Here is an 18796-nt window from a genome sequence, read left to right on the forward strand (position 1 = left end):
TTTCAATTAGCTACCGAAGCATTTTCATAAACCCTCAAATGATTGTACAGTGTATCACGTTCAACAGCTACAAAACCATTCTGCGAAATTAAATCCACTAATTCCTGAGTGGATAAAGTTGGATTTTGTTCTTCGGAACCGGCCATAGTGTATATGCGTGTGGAGTCATCAATTGTACCATCCATGTCGTCAACACCAAAATTTTGTGATAGCTGTGCCGTGGCTCTGCCTATCATAGGCCAATAGGCTTTTACATGCTGAAAATTATCTAAAAAAATACGAGCAACAGCATAATTTTTTAAATCTTCTATCTGAGTAGTTTCCTCCAAATGACTCATTTCATTGTCTTTATTTCTGAATTTTAATGGAATAAAAGTCTGAAATCCATTAGTCTTATCCTGAAGGTTTCTTAATCTGTACATATGGTCAATGCGGTGTGAATAGTCTTCATAATGGCCATATAACATCGTTGCATTGGAAGGTATGTTTAATTGATGTGCTGCCTGATGAATACTCAACCATTGATCAGCAGTACATTTATCAGCACAGATTTTATTACGAATTTCCTCATCAAATATTTCAGCACCACCACCGGGAATACTATCTAATCCATGCTCTTTTAGATATTGCAGCCCTTCCGAATTTGTCATTTTAGCCTTGCGAAACATGTATTCCAATTCAACAGCTGTAAATGCTTTAATGTGAAGTAAAGGATTGATGTTTTTAATTTCTTTTAGTAAACCTGCAAAATAATGTAAATCCATTTTAGGATGCACTCCACCTACAACATGCACTTCTGTAATTGATCCTTGCGGATAAGACCTTACTTTCTCCAGCATTTCTTCAATGGTAAGTTCCCAGCCGTCTTCACGGTGTTTGTAGTCTTTACTATAGCTGCAAAATTTGCATGAAAAAACACAAACGTTTGTTGGTTCAATATGAATATTCTTATTGAAGTAGGTGAAATTTTTATTCTTGCGGGTTCTTACCAAGGTTGCCAAACTCCCTAAAAAGCCAAGGGTACCCGTTTCGTAAAGTTTTATTCCTTCTTCCGGGGTAATTCTCTCGTCATTAATTACTTTCTGTGCAATGGCTTTCAACTCAGAATCAACAGCTGATTTTAAAATTATACTGCTCGTCATACTCAAATCCTAATATTATGCAAAGAAACATAAAATAAAGAAAATGGTTTTGATTTTCACGTAGCTTTGCGCCATTTATTTGATAATAATATGCAAAAGATTATTGCTTTTTGTGTTGCTCTTTTAATTACTGCAAATTGTTTTGCCGGTGAAAAAGATTGTCATTGCACTCCCTTATTTAAACATGGAAAAGGGACTTTTTATTTAACCTGGGGTTACAATCTCGATTGGTATTCAAAAAGCGACTTACATTTGAAAGGGAATGATTTTGGTGGTTATGATTTTACCTTATATGATGCAAAGGCACATGATAAGCCCGGGTTAAAATATGTTTTTGGTTCAGCCATTTCTATTCCACAATATGTATATCGGGCAGGATATTTTTTTGGTGATAAACATGATTTAGGAATCGAGATTGCATTTGATCATACTAAATACATTATGACCAACAATCAGAATTTACATCTAAAAGGTAACATCAATGGCACGTACTATGATCAGGATACCTTGGTTGGTAAAGATTTTCTGATGTTTGAACATACTAATGGTGCAAATTTTTTAATGGCCAACCTGATGAAACGCTATTGCCTTCTTTCATCTGCTTCAAAAAATCACAGATTACAATTGATTTTAAAAGCCGGTGGCGGACTGGTAATTCCAAGAACGGATGTGACAATTTTTGGTAATAGATTGGATAATAAATTTCATATTGCAGGCTATGTTTTCGGTGTTGATGCAGGTTTCCGCTACGATTTGATGAAATATTTTTTTGTTGAGACAAGCCTTAAAGGTGCTTTTGCCAACTTTACAAATGTTCTGACAGTGGGTGATGGCCGTGCACATCATCATTTTTTTGCAGGAGAATATATTTTTGCTGCAGGCTTTCAAATTGGGTTGTAATTGTGCTTTAGACTGTAAAAAATGCTTTAACTATCTTTGCTCCGTTCATGTGGAAATTTTTAGCGAATAAGATTTTAAGAAACCGTATTGCATTCATCGTAATATTGTTGTTGCTTACAGTGTTTATGGCCTATAAGGCATTGAACATTAAATTGTCGTATGAGTTTATCAGAGTTTTGCCAGCAACCGATCCGGCCTATGTTGAATATGAAAATTTTAAACAGAAGTTCGGAGAAGATGGCAGTGTTATGGTTATTGGTTTTGCAGACAGCACTATATTTCAGATTGAAAAATTCAATAGCTGGTTTCTGTTGTCAGAAAAAATCAGAAAAATGAATGGCATACAAAATGTGCTCTCTATTGGTGATTTGTATGATGTTGTCAGAAATGATTCGCTACAAAAGTTTGATTTTGTACGATTAGTCAAAACCTTGCCGCAACGACAATCAGAAATCGACAGTATTCGTGATCGCATTTATCAACTTCCGTTTTATGATGGGTTGATTTTGAATCATGAGACTCATGCCAATGTTATGGCAATTACATTCCGCAAGAAGGATCTTGACAGCAAACACCGTATTGATATTGTTAATGAAATTAAAAAAGAAGCAGATGCCTTCGGTAGGTTGCATAATATTAAATTGCATTATTCCGGCATGCCATACATTCGTACTGCCGTTATGGAGAAGGTTTCGCATGAGTTGAAGTTATTCCTGATACTGGCTGTAGTTATAACTGCATTTATTCTTTGGATGTTTTTCAGAACCATCTCATCCGTTGTGTTTTCGATTCTAGTGGTAGCTATTGGTGTGGTTTGGAGTATGGGAAGTATTGAATTATTTAACTATAAAATTACCATTCTGACTGCGTTAATCCCACCACTGATAATGGTTATCGGTGTGCCCAATTGTATTTTCCTCATCAACAAATACCATAGTGAATATGCAAGACATGGCAACAGAATTAAAGCATTAGCACGAATGATTTCAACTGTGGGAATCTCGCTTTTTTTAGCCAACATAACCACAGCTATTGGATTTGGAGTGTTGGTTTTTACAAATAGCTCTTTCCTTACACAGTTTGGTGCTATTGCAGCACTCAATGTTATGGTAACCTATTTTATAACATTGATTTTTATTCCGATAATCCTGAGCTTTCTGCCACCGCCTTCTGTAAGGCAAATGCGACATCTTGAAGGAAAAAGAATGCGTAAAATTCTTGAATGGGTTGATTTTATTGTTCATCATAAAAGAAAACAGATTTATGTTGCAATAGTATCGTTAACACTATTAGCAATTTACGGTATGACAAAAATTGATGTCACCGGATATGTGGTAGATGATTTACCTCGAAAAAATCCTGTTTACACCGACATGCATTTTTTCGAAAAGAATTTTAAAGGAGTATTGCCATTTGAGATTTTTATTGACACAAAAAAGCCAAATGGAGTTTTTGATAATAATGGCCGTGTGCTTTATAAGATGAAAGCTTTGCAAAAGCAATTGGAAAACTATCCTGAGTTGAGCAAGGCATTATCAATAACCGAAGCGTTGAAATTCAGCTATCAGGCTTATCGTGGTGGAGAACCTAAGTATTATGTTTTACCCGGCATCAGTGAACTAAAAAGTTTAAATGATTATACTTCTACAGTTAAGGGAAACGAGAACAGACTAAAGTCATTTATTGACTCAACACATCAGTACACACGCATCAGTATGCAAATGGCAGATGTAGGTTCAAAGAAAATTAAAACATTGTTGGCCGACATTCAACCAAAGGTTGATTCTATTTTTGATAGTTCACAATATCATGTAAAACTAACGGGACATAGTCTGATGTTTTTAAAAGGAAATGACTACCTGCTTTACAACCTTTATGAAAGTCTGATAATTGAAATCCTGCTGATTACTATTGTTGGAATGGCATTGTTTCGTTCTATCGGAATTATTTTACTCAGCAAGTTGCCGTGCTTGATTCCTTTGGTTATTACAGCCGGCATTATGGGCTTTTTTGACATTCGTTTTAAGCCTTCAACAATCCTTATCTTTAGTATAGCTTTTGGTATATCCAGCGATGGTACCATTTATTTTCTGTCAAAATACAGGCAAGAATTAAAGCAAAATAAAAGATCCATTAGTGATGCAATTTCTGTTACAATTATGGATACAGGCTTTTCAATGATTTATACTGCTGTGATTCTGTTTTTTGGGTTTAGTATTTTTGCTGCTTCCGATTTTGGAGGCACTGCTGCCTTAGGATTGCTTATTTCAATCACCTTGTTAGTTGCCATGATCACTAATTTGATTTTATTGCCTTCGCTCTTACTCTCAATCAACAAATGGGTAAGCCGCAAAGAAATAATAAGCGAACCCCTCATTGAACTTCACGACAATGAAGAGGAGTGAGGCATTTGTTAACATGCTTTAGCGGAAAACTTCCTGGTTGTTATAAATTGCAATAATTTTTTATGCTGATGTTTGGTTCAATAATCTACATCAAATGAAATCATCTTCCAATGCAGGTGCATTAGCAACAATCATAACAGTATTTTTCTTTTGGGGTTTTGTGGCAGCGTCAAATGGTATTTTTATTCCATTTTGTAAGTCGCACTTTAACCTGTCGCAATTTCAATCTCAGTTAATAGACACAGCATTCTATGCAGCATATTTTATCGGCTCACTATTATTGTGGTTTAGCTCACAGTTATTCCGGGTTGATATTCTCAACAAGTTAGGATATAAACAAGCAGTCATAGCAGGATTGTTGATTTCTGTTGCAGGATCTTTGCTAATGATTCCTGCTGTAGGTTCGGGGTCTTTTAGTTTTATCTTATCAGCATTTTTTGTCATTGCCTTAGGATTCTCTCTTCAGCAAACCGCAGCACAGCCTTTTGTTACAGCATTAGGCACTGCCGAAACCGGTGCGCATAGACTAAACCTTGGTGGTGGTATTAATTCTTTCGGAACACTTTTAGGTCCAATCTTAGTTAGTTTAGTCTTGTTTGGCAACCTTAGTCCCGAAGCTGCTTCCAGCGCCACGGTAGAATCTGTTGACACAGTTTATTATATTCTGACAGGTGTTTTTTTACTGGCTGCATTGTTGCTTGCTGTTGCTAAACTTCCTAAAGTACACAGCACAGAAAAGTTTGAACCCGGACTAGGGGCATTAAAATTTTCTCAACTGCGATGGGGCATGCTTGCAATATTTGTTTATGTTGGAGTAGAAGTAACCATTCAAAGTAATATGGGTGCCCTTCTGGCATTGCCGCAGTTCGGTGGACTTTCTACGGCACAAATATCGCCTTATATTTCTCTATATTGGGGCAGCCTCATGATTGGTCGCTGGACGGGTGCCATAAGCGCTTTTAATTTTAAGCCATCAACAAAAAAGCTACTTATGATTGTTTTACCGATAGTTGCTTATATCATTGTTCTTTTGGCAAATTACCTTCGTGGCAACGAAATTACCAATCTGTTGCCCTATAGTCTTTGTGTTGCTGCTTTAATTGCCGGAAGTTTCTTAGCTCAGGAAAAGCCTGCACGCATGTTGTTTATTTTTTCTGCCGGAGGTATTTTAGCTATGTTAGTCGGACTTTTTACCGAAGGACAGGTTGCCATGTTTGCTTTCATCAGTGGTGGTTTGTGTTGTAGCATTGGATGGCCTTGTATTTTCGCTTTAAGCATAACAGGGCTAGGAAAGTTTACCGGACAGGGCTCTGCTTTTCTGATTATGATGATTCTTGGAGGGGCATTAATTCCTCCTTTACAAGGTTATTTAGCTGATGTAACTGATATTCACTCCAGCTACTGGATTACTGTATTTTGCTTTGCATACTTAGCTTGGTTTGCCATAAAGGTTGAAACCATTTTACAAAAACAAGGATTTCATACCAATCAATAAAGACCTTAACATTTTTTTATTTTGGCTAATTAAAATATCCTTTACATTAGCCATCTCACTTTTTATTTATGCAACCACAAAAAGAGTTTAAGCCATATATCTCAGCTACAGATTCAATGGCTGAGTTTACACTCAAATCAATTCTTCTTGGCGCCATGTTTGGAATTATATTCGGTGCATCAACAGTTTATCTGGCTTTAAAAGCAGGGTTGACTGTCTCTGCATCTATTCCAATTGCTGTACTCGCTATAAGTATTGGTCGTAAGTTTTTTAAGACAACCATTCTTGAGAATAATATTATTCAGACCACAGGCTCTGCCGGTGAATCTATTGCCTCAGGTGTGGTTTTTACATTGCCTGCATTCTTGTTTTTATCAGTAAACGAAAGTGGAATCAGCAATGGCATGCAATATTTTGAATATTGGACCATCTTTACTTTAGCTGTTTTAGGTGGAATGTTGGGTACGCTAATGATGATTCCGCTACGAAGAAGCCTCATCGTAAAAGAACATGCCACATTACCTTATCCTGAAGGCACTGCCTGTGCACAGGTTTTGATAGCAGGTGAGAAAGGTGGAGACTTTGCGCGAACAGCTTATTTAGGGTTAGGTTTTGCCATGCTGTATGCCATCTTTCAAAAGGTGTTTCATGTCATAGCTGAAGTGCCGGCCTTTGTGACCAAACAAACCAATAAGTATTTACCCTCTGCTACTGTAAGTGGAGAAATCACTCCGGAATATCTTGGTGTAGGCTATATCATCGGACCCAGAATAGGAGGGATGTTAGTAGCTGGTGGTGTGTTGGCATGGCTTGGATTAATTCCTTTGTTAGCAACTTTAGTTCCTACTGATTTGATTGCTGCACAACTGGTAAAATTAGGATACTTAAAGGATGTTCTTACTGCAGGTGGACCCGGTGGTTGGAATCCTGAAACTCACACTTTCACCGATATGGCCGATGCCATTTATCGAGCCTATGTAAGACAGATAGGTGCAGGTGCTGTGGCTGCCGGTGGATTTATTACCTTACTCAAAACAATACCTACCATTATTTCATCTTTTAAAGAAAGTGTGAGCTCTCTCAAAGAAGGACAAGGTGCCAAAACAGTTTCAAGGACTGAAAATGATTTATCATTCAAAACAGTTATTGTAGGTTCAGTTGTTTTAATCATTCTTATGGCATTATTACCACAGGTGCCCGGTGAATCTTTTATCAATAAATTACTCATCGGATTACTAATAGTTGTGTTTGGCTTTTTCTTTGTAACAGTTTCAAGCCGCATTGTCGGTATCATTGGTAGCAGTAATAATCCTATCTCAGGAATGACCATTGCCACCATCATGGGTACTGCTTTAGTTTTTATTGCTATCGGCTGGACAGGTAAGGTTTTTGAACCGATGGCTCTTGTTGTTGGTGGGCTGGTTTGTATTGCCGCTGCCAATGCCGGTGCAACTTCGCAAGATTTAAAAACCGGTTATATTGTGGGTGCCACACCACGCAATCAACAAATGGCACTTTTTATCGGGGCAATAGTATCATCTGTAGTTATCGGCTTTACCGTAAAATATCTCGACACACCTACTGCCGATTTAACAGCACAGGGAATACAACATGCCATTGGCGAAAAGTATGCTGCACCTCAGGCTACCTTAATGGCAACTTTAATTAAAGGTTTGTTGAGCCACAACCTCGACTGGCAGTTTGTTTTGGTTGGCGTTTTTGTGGCTATCACTATGGAGCTTTGTGGAGTCAATGCATTATCCTTTGCCGTTGGCGCCTATCTTCCTTTAAGCACCACGTTGCCCATTTACGCAGGTGGCGTTGTAAAAGGTATTGTTGACTGGAGAGCAAAACGTAAACATAAAAAAGCCGAAGGTGATGATGAATTAGGCAAAGGAAATTTGTTTGCAACAGGTTTGGTTGCAGGTGGAGCCTTGGCAGGAGTAGTAGTAGCACTTCTTTCAGTTGATGAAGGTATATTTGCAGCTCTCGAAAAAATAAACATGCATCACAATATTGCCAATGTTATTGGCGAAAACGGCTATCAATTGCTTGGAACTGTCTTTTTTATTGCTATGGCCATTGTGCTTTACCGAATTGCAATTAAACCCGAAAAAAAAGACATTGAATAATTAGTTTTAAATCAATTTAAGATGAAAAAGAAATTATTAGGGGTTGTATTTAGTTTATTTATACTGACAGGATATATTTCTTGCTCACAGCCTTCAAAAGAAAAGATTGAACCTAAAATTAAATGGATGGATTTTGAAAGCGCTGTTGCTGCATCACAAAAAAATCCAAAAAAACTTTTTATTGACGTTTATACCGACTGGTGTGGGTGGTGCAAAAAAATGGATGCATCAACTTTTATGGACGACTCTGTTGCAGCCTATATCAATGCTAATTTTTATCCGGTAAAGTTTAATGCAGAAAGTAAAGACACCATCCGTTTCTTTGATCAGGTATTTGTTTTTGTTCCGGAATATAAAAGCCATGAACTGGCCATATCTTTACTGAACCGGCAAATGGGCTATCCGTCTTATGTTTTTCTGGACGAGAAATTTGCTTCCATCAAAGTACAGCAAGGATATATGTCTGTTGAAACTTTAATGCCTCTTTTGCATTACTTTGCCAAAGATGCCTACAAAACAAAAACGTTTGAGGAGTTTACGAAGTAGTAATCTTGAAATATTTTTAGCGTCTTGCCGGCAAGTCACTTTAATTTAAACAAATTTGTTACTCCACCACCACCAACCGTGCTGTGCCCATGTTTGACAGGCCCCTAATCACTACAGTATAGACACCTGCTGCCAGCGCTTGAGTGCTTAGTGTGCCTTTACCTTTTTGAAACCTACCCGAGGCTACCTCCAAGCCCATCATATTGATGACAGAATAACTGCCATCATGTTTTCAGATTGCTACTCAACAGAAATATTGTCCTTCACACACTCTGTGAGGCGTTTAAGGGGCTCCTTTTTGAAGGAAGCAAATTTTTTGATAATGATTGTTGGGCTTACAGTAAACACTTCATTTGTCCGAACTTCACTTTCATATTTCAGTTCTCGGTCAATGTCTGTTGGTGCAATAGCAAAAGAAAACTTATCTCCTCTGATTACAGAAGTGATTTTTGCAACGATGTAATTCTGTTTATTAATGGAATCCTTTGAAATAATAACCGCTGGTCGTTGCTTGGTAATTGAAAGGTCGGTATAAGGATACGGAAGTAATATGATGTCGCCTTGGTTATATTCCATAGCTGTTAATAGTTGTTCCAATGTTCATCTTCGTTGCTGCCCCAATCAGTTGCTAATACTGGCTTGGATAAGTTATAAGAGCTATGAACATCGGCTATGTCTTGGAGATTAAAATATAAAAAGTCAACGGTTTCAAAAAAATCCAAAGCTGCAATCTTGAAGTCGCGGAACTCTCTGTTGTCAATTGGTTCAATGACAGTTCTGAGTTTTGATAACACTGGAATTATGGGACTAATTGAGTTTAACTCCTTAGATGCTTCGTTTGGCGACAAGTCTTTGAGATAATACAAAGAGCCACGCAATTTGATTGTAGAATCTTTAATCTTCGGAATGGCAAACTTCTCATATTTCTCCCAAATAGTTTCAGCGATATTGAAACTTGAAAGAACCCCAAGAGATTCTAAAATGTTTGTTGTAAATGTTAGGCTATAAACCATGTCGCAAAGATACAATTTAATAGCGGTCTGTCAATGATTTAATAGGAAAAGTCTGTTCGTTAAACAATAAGTGTTCGGGTTATGCAGTGTTTACAGCCATTGCCGTGGGTAGGCTTTTGAAACCAAAATCTATCTGCCAGCACCAACGTTTATAAATTGCTTAAATGTGTCTATTTGCATAACCCGCCCATGCGTGCCAGCCATTGAAAACTTTGTGCCTGCGTTACATTGAATAAACTTACGTAGGAAGAAATAAGAAGTAAAAGTAAGATTACTTTTTTCATGATAAATTGTTTTTTTTAATTACTTTTTTACTTTGTTACTCCACCACCACTAACCGTGCTGTGCCCGTGTTTGACTGGCCTTGTATCACTACGGTATAGACACCTGCTGCCAGCGCTTGAGTGCTTATGGTGCCTTTACCTTTTTGAAACGTACCTATGGCTACCTCCAAGCCCATCATATTGATGACAGAATAACTGCCATTGGTTATTGCCGTAGCAAAGGTTACTGCCTCACCTTTGGCAACAGGGTTTGGCCACACACTGATGCCTGCTACCGTTGCTGCAGTTAAATCCGGACTCATGCCCGTTGTGCAGTTGTAGCCATACTTGGCAATAAAACCATCGGAATGGCCTCCTGCACTTTGCACACTGTGTGTTCCTGCAGTTAATATGTTACTAAATGAACCTGCAATGTAAATATTGTTTAAATTATCTTTTGTTGCTGCGTTTATTTCGGTGGCACCTGCGTTGGTTAATCTCACAGCATTTAAAGCATTTCCGTTACTATCAAAACGGGCTATAAATGCATCATCGTTACCAGCTCCAACCCACGAATCCTGCAACGTATCATTTCCCACTATAGCAAGACCCCTATATTCTTTTGCTATGGTTAAATTGTCGGGCATGGCGCTATCAATTTTGCCTGAGTAACCAACATACACTTGTGTTGCCCATACAGGTTGTCCCAAGGGCGACAGTTTAATTAGGAAAGGGCTTGCACCAGAAGGGGCAATAGGATCTGTGAATACAAAATTGCCACACTTAAGGCCTATGTAAGCAAGTCCGGTTACAAAAATATTATCGTTTGCGTCTATTCTACAATCAAATGCAAGTGAGCCGTTAAGACCTATGGTTGTATCGGTAAACATATACGACCAATCAAAAATACCGGAATTTGAAAATTTAAACACAAGGGCTTGATAGCTGCCCGGTTTGGGATTATAAATAGTTTGGTTACCTACCAAAACCGAATCTTCGGTAAAATAACTGTTGAGTATATAATTGTCCTGCGAATCCATAGTAACACAATATGCGCCCACAGAATAATTAGTACTAAAGGTAAATATTGATTGCATAATGCCTGATGTATCAAACCTTGAAATATAGGGTGCTGTATTGGGCTCAGTGGTGTTCCAGCCGGGGAATAATAATCCAGGGCTTGAACCAAATGAAACTACCGGTTGCCCATTGCTATCTAATAATACCTTGAAACCTCTTGACCCACCGCTAATGGCAGCCGTACCTGCTGCTTTAATCCATAAGTAATTGCCACTTGTATCAAATTTAGCAAGAAACATATCTATATGAACATCAGTAAAGGTAGTATCAAAAAAAGTGCAGGGCCGGTTAGGTGTAGATGAAATTCTTCCTGTTAAGTAAATATGCCCTATATTATCTAATACTAGATCGCCAGCATCATCTTCGTCTAAACCTCCAGCAGTTTTAACCCACACAAGGTTACCATGACAATCATACTTGCATAAAAACATATCATAGCCTCCATAAGTAGTAACAGGCACACCGCCAAAATTGGCTATGGAGCGTATGCGTCCGCAGGCATAAACGTTGCCATCGGCATCTACCTCAATATCACGTACCCATTCATCGGGGTCAAAGTTGAGGTCAGAGTCTGGCCCGCCCATGCGTGTCAGCCATTGAAAACTTTGTGCCTGCGATACATTCAGCAGCCCTGTAGCAAAAAAATATATACTGAGTAATAAAATTGCTTTTTTCATGATAAATTGTTTTTTAAAATGACCATTATATTTTTTTTACACTATTGGTTGGTGTACTCCTTTTAGCCGCTGCCCTAATGCAGCGGCATAAGGAGTTAAGCTACTATTTAATAACACTGAACTTTTGTGTCAGTACGGTTTTGCCGTCAGTGCTTATTGTAAGGTAATACATTCCTTCCGGAAGCATGGACGTATTGTACCTGACAAAGCCGGTGTTTGCCATTATGTGCCTGATGTTGATGACTGCACCACGGGCATTGGTCAATGTCAATACACTGTTTAGGTCTTTGCCTGATGCAGCAGGCAAAACAAACTGCACCAAGGCTTGGCTACTTGCCGGATTGGGCATGATGGTAAGCTGCGGCTCATCAGCATGTTGCTCCTTGAGTGCTGCTGTCAGGCGCGTGTTGCCGGTGCCACCACCATTGCAATCAGGTAAATTAAAGCATTTATAAACAAAGCAATAGTCACCGGTCATCACATCATAGAAATTAACATACAGGCACATCTGTCCATTGGTGGGTGGCAAATCGGTAAAGATTCCTTGCAAGGCAGTGATGCCGCCTCCGGTGATGCTTGCAGGAAAGCCTGTGAGGGTGCCGCTGCTAAGGCTGTACATGGCACTCCAGTTGCCCGGTGGCAGACTCACATTAAGGTTAACGGCATAGGTCTGATTGCCATTGGCATCAAGGTTGATGCAGTAGATTTCGTCCATTTCCATCTCCCATCCGCATTTTGGGGTAGGGCAGTCCGGAGGCTTCACACAAAAGGTGTAGGTGCAGCTCAATGATGGGTCAGGGTCGGTGTAGGTAAGGGTAAAGCAAGGTAATATATCGTCTATTTGATAAAAGCCCAAAATACCCTCAATCATCACATCGTTGCCATTTACCTGGTAGGTCCATGGGGTGATGTTGGTATTGCCTCCCGGTGGGTTGGGTGCCAGCGTAAAAGTGCCCGTAGGTATCAGGTTGTTGAAATGCACGGTAAACTGAAAGTGGTAAAACGACTGCCCGTTTAAGTCTGTGCCTAAGCATTGGTACCAGTCTTCGCGCACCTCGGTTATCTTACATGGGCAGGTACGAACAGTAACATAAATAGGGTCGGTAGTTATTTTGCACCCCATGTCGCTCACCAATTCCAACTGCACAATGTAGGAGCCCGGTGCTAAGGTGCCACCACCGGCCAGCGCATTGTTAATGTCCAGATCGCCCACAGGGCTTGCATAACCGGAATAAGGAGCATTCAGGTATTGCGAGTTAATTATCCATGTCCAGCGGGCGTAGGATATGCCATAGCTACCGGGTATGACAATGTGGTTTTGGTCATTGTCGCAGCGATCCAGACATCCGCTGACGAGCCAGCTTATATCAGGGTTGGCATTAACCCTAACAATGGCGCTTTGGCTGGTGCAGCCAGATGCAGGGTCGGTAAATATTGCATTGTAATTGCCGGTGTTAGGCACCGTTATGGGGTTGGTATTGCCGCCCTGACTCCAGTTCAGTACTAAGGTTGCAGCCCAGTTAGTTGCCGTAAGGGTTACGGCATTGTTTTCGCAGCCGGGTGTGGGCTGCACCGCTACTAAAGGCACAGTCGGAGGGTCAAGTACGTTAAATGTTTTAGACACCAAGGTGCTGCAGCCGTCAGCCGTAGTCAGCATCAGGGTAACGGTGTAGGTGCCTGTGGCCGGAGGTGCTATGTGAATGGCTGAGGCCTGAAGGTTGGTGCTGGGTGGGGCAAGCATTAATCCACCGGGCAGTGGCTGCCATTCATAGCTGCCATTGCCGCTGTAGCCGTCAAAAAACACCGCTTCGCCCTGGCAATAGTCACTCTTGCCTCTGACTATCAGGTTGGGCACATTATATACCGACACATCGGCAAATCTGGGTGATACATATTTGCAGCCGCTGGCAGCATCAAAAACGGTAATGTAATACTGCCCTGTAGAATGCACCGGTAGCGTAGGTGTAACAGCACCGGTACTCCATAAATAATCAGTAGGAATAATAGAATTACCTCCACCCTGCAATACATCAGGATAATATCCTAAAGTTTTAGAAGCACCCGGACAAAAACTGTTTAATGGTGGTATTGGAAAGCCATTTAATCTATTCTCATAAACAGAAACATAATCATCATCGGTATAATAACAACCGTAGTTATCATAGACTTTTAGTTCTACATGATATGTAGGAATTGAAAAAGCATCATACACCCTTTGCGCATCAATGTGTTGCACGCTAGTCGGGAAAAGCGGAGCATAGGAGGCACCGTCACCAAAATCCCACAGGGCATGATGTACCTGAGTAACAGAGCCGGTGAAATTAAAATTAACCACTGTTTGTTTTTCGCAAAAAGGCGGATTGGGGGCAATGGTAAAGGCAGCACCGGGAGGTGTGGGTATCAACAACTGGTTGAGGGTGTTATTTTGGGTGCAGGTGTAGCCCGAGGAAGTAGTTACGGTAACACTAACGGTATGATTGCCGGTGGGGCTTACCGGAATAGTATTGCTGATGGGGCCGTTGCCTATGTTGCCACCATCAAACAACCATTGGTAGCTGTTTATGGGGTTTGTACTGAAGACACTGGCATTGAAAGTAAAATTATAGGCACCGGGTGTTGCTGCCGAAGGGCAAGATATATGGGAATAAATATATGCCTTAACCGGTATGTTTAACGATACACAATCACTGTAGCAATGCACCACACCATTGATAGTATTATACACTGTTACACAGATATTGTAATTGCCTTGGTATTCGTAGGTATGCGTTATATTACTGAAGGATGTATTGGTGGTGGTAACAATAAGTGGTGTAGTGTTGTCGCCCCAATCTATAACATAACCGGTAATGGGGCCTCCGCTAATAGTGCCACCAATGGTAACCGACCCACAGGCTGTATTAAACACCGGAGTATTAAATTGTATGGTGTAGCCAATCAAATCAGGACAAGCAACAGGGCAATCGGGTACTGCTATTGATGCCATGTCCACGCAGCCATTGGCACCGGTAATGGTAACAGTATAGTTTGCCGCAGCATTGATAGTGATGCTTGGCGTAGTAGCCCCTGTTGACCATTGGTAGCTGTTTTGCCCTGCAGGCAGTGCCGTTAAGGTGATGGGTACCGTACTCAAGCAAAACAACGAAGATCCAATATAAGCTCCCGGCCCGGGGTTTACCGTAACGGCACTACTTGCCGAAGAAAGGCAGCCATCCACATCGAGTGTTACGGTGATTGGGAAGGTGCTGATGCCGGAGCCATCAATGCTGTAAACGTGAATGATGCCTGCTGGGTCGTATGGAAAATTTTGACCGGAACTGCCAACAAAATCACCCCAGTTCCAGGTATAGTTGGCATAGTTATAGGTTCCTGCTGCGGGCTGTGGGGTAATGTTAAAAGTGGCCGGCACATTGTCGCAGGCAGGGTTGGGCCCTGTGATAGTGAATGGCGCCCCTCCTTTTACATCTAATCTAAAGGTAAAATAGGGGTTAATACCGCCACAAGTATAGGTGTCAAACTTAATGATGGTATTCAATTGCAGGGTGTTGTTCCACTGTATTTCTAAAACCATTTCATCATTAGCATTTACTGTAGCACTCACCACAGAACCAATATCCGAAGGGAGGATACTTATTTCGTACAGGTCAATGTTATAACTGCTCCAATTGGCAATTTTATAGGTTTTGTGGGTGTTGAGGCAGGATTTGCCCACGGGTGTAGGGGAGGTACAGTCCAGCGACAGTGGTACGGCTGTTCCTGCAATATCTTCTGTTAAAGCACAGACATCGGGCATGATAAAAACTTTTTTTACAGGCGATAAATTTATGGGTAACGAAACACAACCGGTATTGGGGTCATACTCTGTAACGGAGATTGTATAGGGCATTGTGGTACCCCATGATATGGATAACGTGCTACCATTGCCGGTGGCAGGTGTGCCGCCTGTCACCGTCCAGTTAAGGACATTGGTGGGGTTAAATGGTGTGCAGGTATAAAGGTAGGAGGCACCGGCACAAGGTTTCATTTCGCCAGAGAGGGCTGTGGGTGATGGTGGTGTAGGGTTAACGGTTATGGAATAATTTACTGTTGGCGTGCAATAATTTCCTGAAAAATCATTTACCTGTACTGTATAACTGCCGGGTGATAGGGTGCCGGTAATATTAGCCGGAATAATAAAAGGAGCAGATTGTACTAAAGGACCGTAGATTACACTGCCTGTATTATCAAGCAGTGTCCATTCAAATTGCTGAGTTGCATTAATACTGTATGTAGCCACTGCACCGGAGCAAATGGTTTGATCTCCTGTCACTGTCACGGGTGGTTTAATAGTTATATTCATGATACTGTTGCCATCCGGACATTCGAAGAAAGAGTTTACATAGGTTACCCCAATACTACCTGCACATGGCGGAGTAGTGCAATCGGCCCACTTAACAATAACACTATTGGTGTTTTGACCCGAAACAAAAGTGCCTCCTGTTATTGACCAACTGAAAAGACTGCCCGGCATTGCAGGCACACTATACTGTGCAACTAAATTATCAGTACATATAAGCGATGAGCCTTGTATATTGGCATTGCTACTGATAATTGGTACAATCATACTGGCAACTGCATTGCAATTAGTGAGGCAATTTACTCCTGTAAAAGATACGATTCCCGGACCATTGCTGCCATCCAACCAATGAACGGTAATAGTATTGCCGTAGGGTGTATTGCTGGTAATAACACCGGCACTCGGTGGTGAAATTGTCCATAAATACTGACCACCCTGCTGTGGAGGGCATTGTACATTTACACTGTAGGTGTCAGAAGCACCTTCGCATACTGGAGTAGGACATTGTATTTCTACTGCCTCATCCGGTGTTACTTCTATTATCATGTAAGCAGTAGCCGTACAACCACATTGATTGGTAATGGTCAATTGTACCTGATAAGACCCAGGTAATGTAAAAATGTGATTATCGTCTTGGTCGGTAGAGGTGTTATCATTTCCACTGGCAGGGTCGCCAAAATCCCAATACCAACTGGCTATTGGCGATTGTACTGATGCTTGTTTGACATGACCTAAAAAATGAACTGTTGTTCCACTGCAAACCTGTAATACCTGATTGGTTTGACTGTCGTTAAATGGTTGAGTAGTAAAAAATGCTTCTGGCGTAGGAATAATAGTGATACAATGTTCAACACTGATACTGCATCCTGTAGCATCGGTCTGTGTAACCTGAACTACTCCACTGCCGGCAACATTCCATTGTACTTCAATATCGGTTGTGCCTTGCCCACTAAGGATGCCCCCCCCCCCCACAGTCCAAACGTAGGTGTGACCGGTAACAGGCTGGATATGATAACCCACTTGGCCATTTTCGCAAACCTTCCAACAAAGGTTTGGGTCGGGGATGGGGTCGTGTTTATCATCATACAATATGCACTGCGAGGTAAAGTCTGTGGTAATAACAGGCGCAGGAAAATTACAGTTTTGGCCATGCAATAACGTGCCGTAAAAACAAAGAAACAAAACTGCTATGAGTCTGTTTCGTAAATTGGTAACAAGGTTGTTTTTCATGGCTAATGCTTTTTACCTGACGGTAAAGGTATAGGCAATAAAATTAAAAAACAAAAAATATTTATCAACTATTTTTTTCGTGCCTGTGTCAAGGTGAAACTACGAAAGAAAGAAAAATAGTTTAAATAAAATATAATTTAACCTTTGTGAGGTTTACCGTTAAGAGTTTAGTACCCTAATATTTTCATCATTGACTTGGAGCTTTGCTCTTTGGCAAAAAGCCACATACTCAGTTCGCCTTCTTCTGTTTTATCAATCAGCACATGCTTGGGTGCAGGCAACAGGCAATGCTGTATTCCACCATAACCACCAAGTGAATCCTGATAGGCACCGGTATGAAAAAAGCCCAGATACAATGGGTCATCAGCTGTTGATTGTGGCATAAAAACCCTGTTCTTGACAGACTCCATAATGTAGTAATCTTCACCGTCACAAGTAATGCCTCCCAGGTTTACACGCTGTTGTTCTTTGTCCCAGTGATTGATGGCAAGCATGATAAACTTTTGTTTGATACCCCAGGTGTCGGGTAGGGTGGTGATAAAGCTGCTGTCTATCATATACCACAATTCTTTATCGTTCTGTTGTTTTACACCTGTAACCGAATACAATATGGCACCACTCTCACCAACGGTAAAACTGCCAAACTCTGTAAACAAATGTGGCACCGGAACTTTGCGTTGATCACATGCAGACTTTATCTGCATCACTATCTCATCAGCCATATATTGATAGTCGAAGTTGAACTCTAATTTTGTTTTAATCGGAAATCCACCACCAATGTCTAATGCCGTCAAATCCGGACATATTTTTTTTAGGTCTGCATAAAAACTGATGTTTCGTTGCAATTCGTTCCAATAATATGCTGTATCACGTATTCCTGTATTGATAAAGAAATGGAGTAATTTCAACTCTACATTGGGGTTTTTACGAATGGTGTTTTTGTAAAAATCCATAATGTCGCGTGATCTGATTCCCAATCTGGAAGTATAAAACTCTGCATTGGGCTCTTCTTCTGAAGCTATACGGATACCTATTTTAAATTTTTTACCCGGCATAGCCTTCTCATATTCCTGCAATTCATTTACATTGTCCAAAATCGGAATCACATTGGTAAAACCGTCTTTAATCAAATCAACTATACCCTGAATGTAACCTTCGCGTTTAAATCCATTGCAAAGAATATAGATGTCTTTGTTTATTTTCTGCGACTCGTAGAGTGACCTGATAATTGGAATATCGAATGCTGAACTGGTTTCAATATGGATGTCATTCTTTAAAGCTTCTTCCATCACAAACTGAAAATGCGAACTTTTGGTGCAATAACAGTAGTAATAGCTTCCTTTATAGTCAACCTTAGCCATAGCTACTTTAAAAAGCCTTTTGGCTTTTTGTATCTGTGAGCTTATTTTTGGCAGGTAGGTTATTTTTAAAGGTGTACCATATTGTTTTATCACATCCATCAGGTTTATACCATTAAAATGGAGTGAGTTGTCAATAACTTCAAAACCTTCTTGTGGAAAGTCGTAGCTTTGTTGAATCAGGTCAATGTATCGGTTCTTCATTTAGCAATGCCAAAG

At 40.4% G+C, this 18796-nt stretch carries 12 protein-coding genes; 5 read left to right on the forward strand and 7 right to left on the reverse strand.

All coding sequences use genetic code 11. From position 1 onward, the window contains the following. Positions 1 to 2: 2 nt before the first annotated feature. Positions 3 to 1142, reverse strand: coding sequence for an aminofutalosine synthase MqnE (gene mqnE, locus V9G42_14270; protein ID MEI2760591.1), 1140 nt, complete (start codon positions 1140 to 1142; stop codon positions 3 to 5). Positions 1143 to 1232: 90 nt separating this feature from the next. Here mqnE and V9G42_14275 point away from each other — a divergent pair, with 90 nt between their 5' ends. The 5 genes from V9G42_14275 to V9G42_14295 all read left to right on the forward strand — a co-directional run bounded on the left by V9G42_14275 (position 1233) and on the right by V9G42_14295 (position 8620). Then, positions 1233 to 2042 (forward strand): hypothetical protein, encoded by an 810-nt coding sequence (locus V9G42_14275; protein ID MEI2760592.1) that lies wholly within the window; start codon positions 1233 to 1235, stop codon positions 2040 to 2042. A 47-nt stretch (positions 2043 to 2089) separates the two neighbouring features. Continuing rightward, positions 2090 to 4447, forward strand: coding sequence for an MMPL family transporter (locus tag V9G42_14280; GenBank protein MEI2760593.1), 2358 nt, complete (start codon positions 2090 to 2092; stop codon positions 4445 to 4447). A gap of 94 nt (positions 4448 to 4541) precedes the next feature. Then, on the forward strand, positions 4542 to 5942 hold the full coding sequence (locus V9G42_14285) for an MFS transporter (GenBank protein MEI2760594.1): 1401 nt from the start codon (positions 4542 to 4544) through the stop codon (positions 5940 to 5942). Between the two features lie 68 nt (positions 5943 to 6010). Then, positions 6011 to 8074: an oligopeptide transporter, OPT family gene (locus V9G42_14290; GenBank protein MEI2760595.1), complete on the forward strand. Its 2064-nt coding sequence runs from the start codon at positions 6011 to 6013 to the stop codon at positions 8072 to 8074. Between the two features lie 21 nt (positions 8075 to 8095). After that, positions 8096 to 8620 (forward strand): DUF255 domain-containing protein, encoded by a 525-nt coding sequence (locus tag V9G42_14295; protein ID MEI2760596.1) that lies wholly within the window; start codon positions 8096 to 8098, stop codon positions 8618 to 8620. Positions 8621 to 8678: 58 nt separating this feature from the next. Here the strand turns inward: V9G42_14295 and V9G42_14300 are convergent, their stop codons facing one another. The 6 genes from V9G42_14300 to V9G42_14325 all read right to left on the reverse strand — a co-directional run bounded on the left by V9G42_14300 (position 8679) and on the right by V9G42_14325 (position 18781). Continuing rightward, entirely contained in the window at positions 8679 to 8822 is a 144-nt protein-coding gene (locus V9G42_14300; protein MEI2760597.1) for a hypothetical protein, read from the reverse strand. A gap of 38 nt (positions 8823 to 8860) precedes the next feature. Then, positions 8861 to 9217, reverse strand: coding sequence for a type II toxin-antitoxin system PemK/MazF family toxin (locus V9G42_14305; protein MEI2760598.1), 357 nt, complete (start codon positions 9215 to 9217; stop codon positions 8861 to 8863). After that, positions 9202 to 9633, reverse strand: coding sequence for a hypothetical protein (locus V9G42_14310; GenBank protein MEI2760599.1), 432 nt, complete (start codon positions 9631 to 9633; stop codon positions 9202 to 9204). Before V9G42_14310 ends, V9G42_14305 begins: the two co-directional genes overlap by 16 nt. Positions 9634 to 9952: 319 nt before the next feature. Continuing rightward, positions 9953 to 11653: a T9SS type A sorting domain-containing protein gene (locus V9G42_14315; protein ID MEI2760600.1), complete on the reverse strand. Its 1701-nt coding sequence runs from the start codon at positions 11651 to 11653 to the stop codon at positions 9953 to 9955. Between the two features lie 103 nt (positions 11654 to 11756). Next, positions 11757 to 17219: a PKD domain-containing protein gene (locus tag V9G42_14320; protein ID MEI2760601.1), complete on the reverse strand. Its 5463-nt coding sequence runs from the start codon at positions 17217 to 17219 to the stop codon at positions 11757 to 11759. Between the two features lie 167 nt (positions 17220 to 17386). After that, entirely contained in the window at positions 17387 to 18781 is a 1395-nt protein-coding gene (locus tag V9G42_14325) for an arginine decarboxylase (GenBank protein MEI2760602.1), read from the reverse strand. Positions 18782 to 18796: the final 15 nt, after the last annotated feature.

It is taken from the genome of Bacteroidia bacterium, from assembly GCA_037045145.1.
Lineage (GTDB): Bacteria > Bacteroidota > Bacteroidia > AKYH767-A > OLB10 > OLB10.

Coding starts and splice junctions, on each gene's coding strand:
- V9G42_14300 (MEI2760597.1), bottom strand. CDS start 8,822: ATGATGGGCTTGGAGGTAGCCTCGGGTAGGTTTCAAAAAGGTAAAGGC.
- V9G42_14310 (MEI2760599.1), bottom strand. CDS start 9,633: ATGGTTTATAGCCTAACATTTACAACAAACATTTTAGAATCTCTTGGG.
- V9G42_14325 (MEI2760602.1), bottom strand. CDS start 18,781: ATGAAGAACCGATACATTGACCTGATTCAACAAAGCTACGACTTTCCA.
- V9G42_14290 (MEI2760595.1), top strand. CDS start 6,011: ATGCAACCACAAAAAGAGTTTAAGCCATATATCTCAGCTACAGATTCA.
- V9G42_14295 (MEI2760596.1), top strand. CDS start 8,096: ATGAAAAAGAAATTATTAGGGGTTGTATTTAGTTTATTTATACTGACA.
- V9G42_14315 (MEI2760600.1), bottom strand. CDS start 11,653: ATGAAAAAAGCAATTTTATTACTCAGTATATATTTTTTTGCTACAGGG.
- V9G42_14285 (MEI2760594.1), top strand. CDS start 4,542: ATGAAATCATCTTCCAATGCAGGTGCATTAGCAACAATCATAACAGTA.
- V9G42_14280 (MEI2760593.1), top strand. CDS start 2,090: ATGTGGAAATTTTTAGCGAATAAGATTTTAAGAAACCGTATTGCATTC.
- V9G42_14320 (MEI2760601.1), bottom strand. CDS start 17,219: ATGAAAAACAACCTTGTTACCAATTTACGAAACAGACTCATAGCAGTT.
- V9G42_14275 (MEI2760592.1), top strand. CDS start 1,233: ATGCAAAAGATTATTGCTTTTTGTGTTGCTCTTTTAATTACTGCAAAT.
- mqnE (MEI2760591.1), bottom strand. CDS start 1,142: ATGACGAGCAGTATAATTTTAAAATCAGCTGTTGATTCTGAGTTGAAA.